The 8,271-nt window shown below is 57.4% G+C and carries 12 protein-coding genes and 2 tRNA genes; 7 read left to right on the forward strand and 7 right to left on the reverse strand.

All coding sequences use genetic code 11. The features are described 5' to 3' along the window. The 3 genes from RMO15_RS20205 to RMO15_RS20215 form a co-directional block, all read right to left on the reverse strand. The coding region (locus RMO15_RS20205; RefSeq protein WP_309716087.1) for a prepilin-type N-terminal cleavage/methylation domain-containing protein at positions 1–309 on the reverse strand (309 nt) is incomplete at its 3' end. 120 nt (positions 310–429) lie between these two features. After that, positions 430–1,053 (reverse strand): VOC family protein, encoded by a 624-nt coding sequence (locus tag RMO15_RS20210; RefSeq protein WP_309716090.1) that lies wholly within the window; start codon positions 1,051–1,053, stop codon positions 430–432. Then, entirely contained in the window at positions 1,050–1,781 is a 732-nt protein-coding gene (locus tag RMO15_RS20215) for a DUF1080 domain-containing protein (protein ID WP_309716094.1), read from the reverse strand. The genes RMO15_RS20210 and RMO15_RS20215 overlap by 4 nt, the downstream gene beginning before the upstream one ends. Positions 1,782–1,889: 108 nt before the next feature. Between RMO15_RS20215 and RMO15_RS20220 the strand changes: the two genes are divergently transcribed. The 3 genes from RMO15_RS20220 to RMO15_RS20230 are packed head-to-tail and all read left to right on the forward strand — an operon-like array spanning position 1,890 to position 3,072. Beyond that, positions 1,890–2,129, forward strand: coding sequence for a DUF559 domain-containing protein (locus tag RMO15_RS20220; RefSeq protein WP_309716097.1), 240 nt, complete (start codon positions 1,890–1,892; stop codon positions 2,127–2,129). A gap of 31 nt (positions 2,130–2,160) precedes the next feature. Beyond that, on the forward strand, positions 2,161–2,334 hold the full coding sequence (locus tag RMO15_RS20225; protein ID WP_309716100.1) for a hypothetical protein: 174 nt from the start codon (positions 2,161–2,163) through the stop codon (positions 2,332–2,334). A 30-nt stretch (positions 2,335–2,364) separates the two neighbouring features. Further along, positions 2,365–3,072 carry a hypothetical protein gene (locus tag RMO15_RS20230; protein ID WP_309716102.1) on the forward strand — a complete coding sequence of 236 codons (708 nt, stop codon included), beginning with the start codon at positions 2,365–2,367 and terminating at the stop codon, positions 3,070–3,072. 12 nt (positions 3,073–3,084) lie between these two features. On the opposite strand, the gene RMO15_RS20235 is transcribed toward RMO15_RS20230, so the two are convergent. Together RMO15_RS20235 and RMO15_RS20240 are read right to left on the reverse strand one after the other, a co-directional pair. Then, the gene (locus tag RMO15_RS20235) at positions 3,085–3,711 is read right to left on the reverse strand and encodes a DUF2092 domain-containing protein (RefSeq protein ID WP_309716105.1); all 627 of its coding nucleotides are present in this window, start codon (positions 3,709–3,711) and stop codon (positions 3,085–3,087) included. After that, positions 3,708–4,727: an FKBP-type peptidyl-prolyl cis-trans isomerase gene (locus RMO15_RS20240; RefSeq protein WP_309716108.1), complete on the reverse strand. Its 1,020-nt coding sequence runs from the start codon at positions 4,725–4,727 to the stop codon at positions 3,708–3,710. Before RMO15_RS20240 ends, RMO15_RS20235 begins: the two co-directional genes overlap by 4 nt. 66 nt (positions 4,728–4,793) lie before the next feature. Here RMO15_RS20240 and RMO15_RS20245 point away from each other — a divergent pair, with 66 nt between their 5' ends. The 4 genes from RMO15_RS20245 to RMO15_RS20260 all read left to right on the forward strand — a co-directional run bounded on the left by RMO15_RS20245 (position 4,794) and on the right by RMO15_RS20260 (position 6,732). Then, positions 4,794–5,747, forward strand: coding sequence for an ADP-ribosylglycohydrolase family protein (locus tag RMO15_RS20245; RefSeq protein ID WP_309716111.1), 954 nt, complete (start codon positions 4,794–4,796; stop codon positions 5,745–5,747). Positions 5,748–5,890: 143 nt separating this feature from the next. Next, positions 5,891–5,973: transfer RNA gene (locus tag RMO15_RS20250), tRNA-Tyr, on the forward strand. Between the two features lie 14 nt (positions 5,974–5,987). Beyond that, positions 5,988–6,062: transfer RNA gene (locus RMO15_RS20255), tRNA-Pro, on the forward strand. 82 nt (positions 6,063–6,144) lie between these two features. Next, entirely contained in the window at positions 6,145–6,732 is a 588-nt protein-coding gene (locus RMO15_RS20260; RefSeq protein ID WP_309716113.1) for a DUF937 domain-containing protein, read from the forward strand. 49 nt (positions 6,733–6,781) lie between these two features. On the opposite strand, the gene RMO15_RS20265 is transcribed toward RMO15_RS20260, so the two are convergent. Together RMO15_RS20265 and RMO15_RS20270 are read right to left on the reverse strand one after the other, a co-directional pair. After that, positions 6,782–7,402, reverse strand: a complete 621-nt coding sequence (locus RMO15_RS20265; RefSeq protein WP_309716116.1) for a hypothetical protein — start codon at positions 7,400–7,402, stop codon at positions 6,782–6,784. A 108-nt stretch (positions 7,403–7,510) separates the two neighbouring features. Next, on the reverse strand, positions 7,511–8,098 hold the full coding sequence (locus RMO15_RS20270; protein WP_309716119.1) for a HEAT repeat domain-containing protein: 588 nt from the start codon (positions 8,096–8,098) through the stop codon (positions 7,511–7,513). Positions 8,099–8,271 lie beyond the last annotated feature (173 nt).

Here is an 8,271-nt window from a genome sequence, read left to right on the forward strand (position 1 = left end):
GTTAGAGCGCGAATCACTAGGGCACTGAATCAATCCCCAGTTTTTAACATAGGGCTGCATCAAGCGATCCCAGGTAAAGGCATTTGGGTTGTTAGCGACCCCATTAAACGGGGGACAGAGCATCTCATCGTAGTCCTGAGAGTACATGAGAAAACCGGTGCCAAGTTGCTTCAGGTTTGAGATACAGGCAATCCCACGGGCCTTCTCACGGGCCTGGGCAAACACAGGAAAGAGAATGGCAGCAAGTATCGCGATAATCGCGATGACCACAAGAAGTTCAATTAAAGTAAAAGCACTACTACGTCGCATTTCGAAAAATCCCTTCGATGGAAAGCTTGGTGGTGGGATCGTGCCCAAGTACACCAGCTATGAAATTATACATGAATCTTGGATATGTGAAACTAATTTTTCACTTTTTCTTCATATTTTTTAAGTCCACGAGCTTGTCTGGCCATTGGTGAGCGTGACGGAAAACGGAATGGGTTGCGCAGGATGGCGGTTATCGGGGTACCAAGGTCGGTTGCGCTGGACGATAATTAGCAGCCCTTCTTCATCGCCAACGGGCTGGAACTGAGGCCCGCCTTGTCGGTAGGTTGGGAGCCCAAGCTGCGCAACGGTGCTGGGAACGTCGTCGGTGACCAGACCGATCTCGCTGATGCCTAAAATCTCGAAGCTCTCGCGGCGACTTTCAGGCAGCGTGTGGCGGGCGATGAGCTCGGCGATATTGCCATCCGGGTCGGTGAAGTAGACAGCGTGGGCGTTCCAGTTCGTGAAGTCGAAGAGTTGCTCGGTGCCGTCGGCGCTGGCAAGAAGCGGGACGCGCTCTCTGAGCCAGGCAACGGCTTCGTCGAAGAGATTCTCGGGGACGTTAAAGGCGAAATGGGCGATAGGAGGCGACGTTTGTGCTTGCGTGAGCGTCCAGTGCGTCTCCCCAGCAGCCAGTGTCACAAAATCGGGGCTGGAGGAAAGCTCCTCCAGCCCCATGGTCTGTGTCCAAAACTGTCGTGCACGCTCCAGATCGGCAGTGCCCATCTGGAGCGTGCGGAAGCTCACTGCGCGACGACCCAGAGGTTACGAACCTGTACCAGATCGTGGTTGCCCTGAAGCACGAGCGGGCCAACCTTGACCTCGCCCTTGAAATCGCCGTACTGGATTCCCGTGGGGCCATTGAACTCCTCGTTGTTCTGCACCAGAACGCCGTTCCAGAAGACACTGGCGCGGGCTTTCTCGGTGACTTTCCCCTCGGCATCAAACCGAGGAGCGCGGAAGAGAATATCGTAGCTCTGCCACTCGCCTACGGGCTTTGCGGCATTGAACGTCGCGGGCTTCTGGCTGTAGAACGCCGCCCCGGTCTCTTTGGTGAGCTGCTCGCCGAAGGAGTTGTACATCTGCACTTCGTAGCGCCCCTGAAACGCGATTCCCGCGTTGCCGTGGCCTGTGGGCACCTTGAACTCGACATGCACAAAGCAGTCACCAAACTCGGACTTGCTGGTGATATCTTTCTTGTCGGGAAGCATACCGCCGTCTTCTTGGAGTGTCCACACCGCTGCATCTTTGGTGCCCCGCGTGACCCAGTTGTCCGCGAAGCCCTCGCCCTTGGGGCCGATCAGAGTCTTAGCTGCCATGGGCGCGCGCCCCGCCAGCCGAATCGAGCTCGGAAACGCAGGAGGCTGCTGTGCACGCTGGCCCTGAGAAGCCGCAGGTGTCGTCGTTGCCAGGAGCGTCCCCGCTCCAAGGAGCACAGCAGCGCTCCCAAATACGAAAGATTGTCGTGTTGCCATAGCCTATTGTACTGCCCCCTGGCCCCCACGTGTGGGGGAAATACAAGGATTTTTTTCGAAATTTTTCTTGTCTTTTATCAGATTCCAAGGGGCTCGCCCGTTCGACTGATGATGAAAACAAAACTTAAACTTCGGGGTGGGGCGACGACAGAACTCCACGGCTGGGCACACGAGAACCGCAACGCCCCCACTCAGGCAGAGGAGTTGCTCTGGGAGGCGCTCCGCAACCGTCAGTTGGAGGGACTGCGCTTTCGCTGCCAGCATGCCTACGCCAGCTTTGTTTTAATTTCTACTGCCCCGCTCACAAGCGTGGATGGCGGCTACCAGGGGGCAAAACCACCTTCATGACTCCTTCATGAGTTTTGGGCATAATCAAGTCATGAAAATTCAACCTCCTGGAAGCTCGGGGAAGACCGTTGGTTACAACCCGAATGGTGGCATTGTCTGGTTCGGCACGCTCAAGGCCGGACTTGCCGAGGCCAAGCGCACCAATCGTCCTATTTTGCTCATGTCCGCAGTCCCGGAGTGCCACGGCGTCTCCGGTATCTGGTGACCGGGCAAGCAAAATACAGACAAGAGTCTCTTGTCTCAGAAGCCTGTCATAGACGCGTCCCGTGCGTTTATCTGTATCCGTCCCGCAACGTATGAGAATGCCGCTGAAGTGAAGTATTTGGAGGGCATCTTCAAAGGCCGTGCGGGTACGCTAGAAAATACTGTCTTTGCCATGATGACCCCGGATGGCATGCAGTATCTGGCGCGTCCAGGCCGCTCTCCGCAGATGAGCTACCGAACCCCCGAGGCGATGGCGGCGGCGATGAAAGAGCTTGCGGCCAAGTTCCCCACCAAAGGTGTACCGTCTGCCGTCCCGGCGATGCACAACTTCCGCCTCTCGCTCAATACAGCGGCTTGCGACTCCATGCCCCTGATCGTCGCAGTGGGTGGGGGTGAGGCGCAGCTCTCCAAGCTGGCGTGGGCACCCGAACTCCTGGGTAAGTGGGCCTTCTCGCCTGTTGCCACTGAAGCGGATCTCAAAGCGGCAGGAATCGCTGCTGGTCCCGGAATCTATGCCATCGAGCCTGACACGTTTGGCCAGAAAGGCAGCATTCTGGCACAGTGGCCGCTGAACGCGGACTTGGCGACCATTACCAAGGGCCTGACGGAGGCGCAGAAGCGGCACAACAGCGAGGGGAAAGTCGCACGAGAGCACATCAACCGCGGCACCCAGCTCGGGGTTTTATGGAAGAGCCTACTTCCCAACACCGACCCCAACGGGCCACCTCAGCGTCGCTAAGCGGTCGGAAAACTAGGAGACGACAAAAGATTTTTTATCGACCTTAGGATTCGCCTGGATATTGGTGTAGGTCTCTGCCAGCGTAAAGTTCTCTTTCTGGTAGCTGGTCTGCACCATCAGGCGACGCAGGAGGCGATCGTCCTTGCCGATTGTAAACGTGATGCGCGCTTCGCCGTCTTTGGTGGCCACATCAGCGGCGACCACTTCCACGGCCACGCCATCCATCGTCAAAGGCGTACCAAACCCCATGGTCTTGACTGTGCCCGGGAGCAGGCCACGTACGGGAGCGGCGCGTGAGGAAAGGTAGAGAAAAACGGGCGCAATAAATAAGTTCGCCTGGCTGAGGGTCTCTACCAGCGCTTTCTCCCCAGACTCCGCCTTCTGCTTCTTTTTCGTGATTGAGGCCATGTACAAGCGGTTGATGCCATCACAAACGGACAGCACTTTGTCGCCACTGCTACGAGTGACTTCGACACGGGCTTTGTTGGGCTTCTGGTAGAGTATCGTTGCCGTTGCGACCTCGCGACTCTTGTCGCTGACAGCCTCGACTTTTACCTGTGCGGAGAATGCAAAAAGTGCCTGGTGCGCCGCAACCATCTGGTTCAGAAGCTGCTGCGCGGTGGGGTCGGTCTGTCTCATAAAATGGTGGATCCTTTCACGTCAAGCATCTCAATCTCAAAAATCAGGGTCGCGCGGGGTGGGATCATACGGCCTCGACCTTCGTCGCCAAACGCCAGCGTGGGCGGTGCAATCAGCTTACGCACACCGCCAGGCCGCATCCCAAGGATCCCCTCGTTCCAGGCGGGCAGAACCTGACCCGGAAGCTTGAAACTTGCGGGTGGCTCGCCGTTACTGCGCGATGCCTGAAAGGTCATCCCATTGGTCAGTGAGCCTTTGTAGTGAAAGGTCACCGTACTTCCTTGAGCCGCAGCTGGCCCGGTGCCTTTCTTGAGATCCCGATACTGCAAGCCGGATTTTGTGGTCACTGCGCCAGGGCCAAGCTTCGGGGCGGACGGCAGCGGAGGCATGGGAGCATTTTCATCACGATAGCCCGTCGGTGGCACAAAGTCCCAGAGAGATTCCGGTAGCGCGGGGTTGGCGCGAACATTCTGGTAGACCTCACGGATCTCTACTGCGCTTCCCTGGCTGAGGCGCACCTCACGTAGGAACTTGTCCTTGGGATCGAAGATTAGAGTCTGCTTCGCCTGTCCTTCCGCATGAAAAGTCAGCGTACCCGGTTCCTGAGTGACCTTGGCGAAGTCTTTCAGAAACTCTGTCAGGCCATCTCTCTGGCCCATAAGCAGCTCAAACACGGGTAGCGGTAGGATATCGGAATCTTCCAAGCCCATCACGAGGGCATCCCCACTCGTTTCAACGCGCTTTGTCGAGTAGGTTTTCGTGGGGGTAAACGTGCTGTAGAGATAGCCGCTAGAAGCTACCAGAAGCTCGCTTCTTTGCTGCGCACGCGGGCCACTACACTCCACGCGGAGCCGCCCCGGCTTTGCCAGTGCAATGCGCACCTGGCCATTCTGCTGTTTCGGGATACCTCGAACCGTGATCAGCACCTGTGCTGAGTACGAGCGAAGTGCCTTATGTGCCGCAAAACACTGTGCGAGGGCGGCCTTGGTCTCGGGCGTGAGAGAAGTCTGTTGCATGGGTTATTCTACCTTACGACGAAACTCACGCTCCGTTTGATCCCATTGATGCGGATACAATTGTGTGTGAATACAGGCAACGATAAACTCGCAGGTGGCCTCTATGGCTTGCTCATCGGAGATGCGCTCGGGGTTCCGTATGAGTTTCATGCGCCCGATCAGATTCCCGCGTGGGATGAGATTGAGATGGAGCCACCGCCGGGGTTTCGCCGCGCCCATGGCCGCACGCCGATTGGGACGTGGAGCGACGACGGCGCACAGGCCCTCGCGCTTTTGGACTCGCTCTTAACCTGCGGCGAACTGGACTTAGACGACTTCGGTAAGCGCATTGTTGATTGGTACGAGAACGCCGCTTACACTCCCGATCAGCGCGTTTTCGACTGCGGTATCCAAACCGGCGACGCGATCCGAGAGCTACTGCGTGGAACGCCTGCCTATGCCGCTGGCCGTGCCGATGAGATGGCAAATGGTAACGGCTCCCTCATGCGCGTGCTACCACTAGTACTCTGGCACCAGGGAAGTGACGAAGACCTCATCCGCGATGCTCACCTACAGTCCAGCGTCACCCATGGCCACCCCCGCTCTCATGTCTGCTGTGCCCTCTACTGCCTCTGGGCCAGATATTTCCTCACCGATACCCAAGATCCCTGGGCTGAGGCCGTCGCTAAACTCCGGGGATACTACGCCGACAATGGCCCCTACATCGAGCAACTGGAGTTTCATATCCGCCCCCTAGAAGACATCCCTGGCACCGGCGGTGGCTACGTCGTGGACTGCCTACGCTCGGCGCGGCAGGTTCAGGGCGAATCTAGCTACGAAGCGGTTGTCAAGGCAGCTATCGCGCTAGGACGAGACACCGACACCACGGGGTGCGTCGCCGGTGGAATCGCAGGCTTACGCTTTGGCCTCGCGGGAATCCCATCGCGCTGGCTCGACGTGCTCCAAGGAAAAGAGCTCGTCGAAAATTTACTCGCGCGCCTTTTAGCAAGCCGTGCGCCTGCGGCTATAGAGAAGCCATGAACGCACTCTGCTATCAGCCCTATCCCTACCCGCCGCCTCCGGCTCTGCCTGGAGACTGAGTCCGCTCACGTCTCGCTTCCTCAGAGCCGGTTCCGCTGCGCACCAAGCGCACGGGGCCGTTTTTATTTGTGTTTTGTTTTTAGGGGTAGGCTTGGTCGCTGGAGAGACCCGCTGATTGTAACTCAGTCGCCTTCGTGCTGTGGGGGTTCAAGTCCCTCTCTACCCACTCTTTCGTGTTTTCGGGATGTAGCTCAGTTTGGTTAGAGCGCTCGCCTTGGGAGCGAGAGGTCGCAGGTTCGAATCCTGTCATCCCGACTTTTATTGGGAACATAATCGGCGCTTTTCCTGTCCGTACGTTGGCAGTATCCCTGCAACAAAAATGAGGTAGGAAACGGTTATGGACAATGTACTAGAAGGTTTGTTAGGACAGCTCGGTGGGAGCGGCGCGGTTGGGCAGATTGCCGAACAGCTCGGGGTTGACGAAAGCACGGCGCAGAACGGAATTCAGGCTGCGCTTCCGATTCTGCTGGGCGCGATGGCTCGCAATGCCCAGAACGAAGACGGAGCACAGTCGCTCCACACGGCTCTGGATAACCACGATGGGAGCATTCTCGACAACCTCGGTGGTGCGATCTCCGGCTTTCAGGGTGGCCCCGGTGCGGCCATTCTGGGCCATGTTCTCGGGGGACAGACCAACCAGATCAGCAATGTGGTCGGTCAGAGCCTCGGGGGGGCTAATGGTGGGGCACTGCTCCAGATGCTCGCGCCAATTGTGCTAGGCTACTTAGGGCAGCAGAAACAGCAGCAGGGCCTGGATGTGGCAGGGCTCGCCGGTATGCTTTTAGGCGGCGCGGGTCAGCAGCAGCAAGCCGCACCACAGGCGAGTGGACTGATGGGGATGGTCGGACAGCTCCTGGATCAGAACAAGGATGGCTCCCCCGTAGACGACATCATCGGGCTCGCCGGGCGTTTCCTGAAGCGGTAATAACCTTCTCCCCAGCCCTCCTCCCAATCCTGGGAGGAGGGTGTTTTTATTAGGGAATTGTGGCGTAGAGTGCGTCAGTGGGCTCTAGCTCACTCTTAGCGAGGGCGCGGTACTGCGTGACACGCTTGGCGAGGCCCGAGAGCGGGGTGGAGCGTGTGGCGCGGCGCTGCTTGGTCTCCCGAGCGGCGGTACCAAGAGCCACATAAGTCGCCTTGAGTGCCGCAATGTCTGCGGCGAAGTCCGCTTGGGTGTAGCCCCGCGCAATGGTCATGGGGCGCTGGTTTGTGGGAAGGCTCGTGTCGGTGTTGAGTGTCTTCCAGACCTCCACAAGATCCTCCAGTGCCGCTAGAGTCTTGTCCTGCCCCAGTGTCGCATCAGGCTTACGGGGCACGGCAGCGGCGTGGCGTGTGCTCCTGAATTGCGCCTTGAGCTTGTTCTTGGCCTGATCAAACCGGGTGAGCAGCTTGGTCTTGAGGGCGTCGCGCACCTGTGCCTGACGCTCTTGCTCCGAGACCCCGACCGTCACTCCTGTCACACCATCTTCCAGTGCCGCAAGATCATCCACCATCTGGTCACGTGTGTAGCCTCCCTCCAGTGACACTGCCTGCCCCAGCTCGGTCTCTAACCGATTCCAGTGATCCAGAACCACTTTCATTTGAATCTTCAACACACTTATATCAACCATTGTTGTCTACCTCCATTTCGGGACACTTCTCCCAAACTCCATTATATCGTTCCCAAGTTACGGATTGCCTTTCCTAAGTTCCGGGTATTGTTTCTAAGCATCGTGTGTCTGTATCCACGCTTCCACTTCCCTTACACGCAAAGCATTACTTGAAACTATGAGAGCATGCCAGTCCCCACTGTCACTCCGCCGCCCATTCTCTAATTCCTGATAGAGACTCTCTAGGATCGCTTCCTCTGCCGCACCGAGCTTGCCCAGCGCCCAAGATGCGGCACGCCGAACGCCTTCCTCAGCATCTGTACGGAGGGAGTTCAGAGCCGCCAACACCATCGGGTGTGCTTCCCCAATGCTTCCCAGTGCGGCAAGAGCCATATAACGCATAGAGGGCTCTTCAAACCTACTTTGCCCAATACGAATCAAAGTCGTCAGAATGCGCTCAAGTGTGTCGTCCAGATTTCGCAGTGCCTCACTCTTTGAGTAAGGACACGAAACGGGGGGGAAACCAAAAGGAGGAGCCTCTTGTTCATCCCCGAGCAAACCCAGAGATGTTATGGCATCCGTACGAACCCTCACGTCTTTATCCCAGCAGAGGGCAAGTAGAGCCGCAATACCGCGCTCGTCGCCAAGTTTTCCCAGTGCCTCAGCAGCCTCACAACGAACATCACGAATGAAGGCAAACATAAAGGCTCACTCTCCTTCCCTAACAAAGCTACCCCTTTGTGTCAATATGGAGTGAGACAGTCCGGTGTAGGTACACTCTACCCGCCAGACGCGCGGGAAGGAAGAAATCACCGTGTCCCAATCACCCAAAACCAAAGCTCAAGGATCCAGAACCAAGGACGTTACAGCACGAT

The organism is Armatimonas sp. (assembly GCF_031410135.1).
Taxonomy (GTDB): domain Bacteria; phylum Armatimonadota; class Armatimonadia; order Armatimonadales; family Armatimonadaceae; genus Armatimonas.

Bases quoted from the DNA above. Each gene is read 5' to 3' on its own strand.
- RMO15_RS20215 (WP_309716094.1), bottom strand. From the start codon at position 1,781: ATGGCAACACGACAATCTTTCGTATTTGGGAGCGCTGCTGTGCTCCTT.
- RMO15_RS20220 (WP_309716097.1), top strand. From the start codon at position 1,890: ATGATGAAAACAAAACTTAAACTTCGGGGTGGGGCGACGACAGAACTC.
- RMO15_RS20225 (WP_309716100.1), top strand. From the start codon at position 2,161: ATGAAAATTCAACCTCCTGGAAGCTCGGGGAAGACCGTTGGTTACAAC.
- RMO15_RS20235 (WP_309716105.1), bottom strand. From the start codon at position 3,711: ATGAGACAGACCGACCCCACCGCGCAGCAGCTTCTGAACCAGATGGTT.
- RMO15_RS20240 (WP_309716108.1), bottom strand. From the start codon at position 4,727: ATGCAACAGACTTCTCTCACGCCCGAGACCAAGGCCGCCCTCGCACAG.
- RMO15_RS20260 (WP_309716113.1), top strand. From the start codon at position 6,145: ATGGACAATGTACTAGAAGGTTTGTTAGGACAGCTCGGTGGGAGCGGC.
- RMO15_RS20270 (WP_309716119.1), bottom strand. From the start codon at position 8,098: ATGTTTGCCTTCATTCGTGATGTTCGTTGTGAGGCTGCTGAGGCACTG.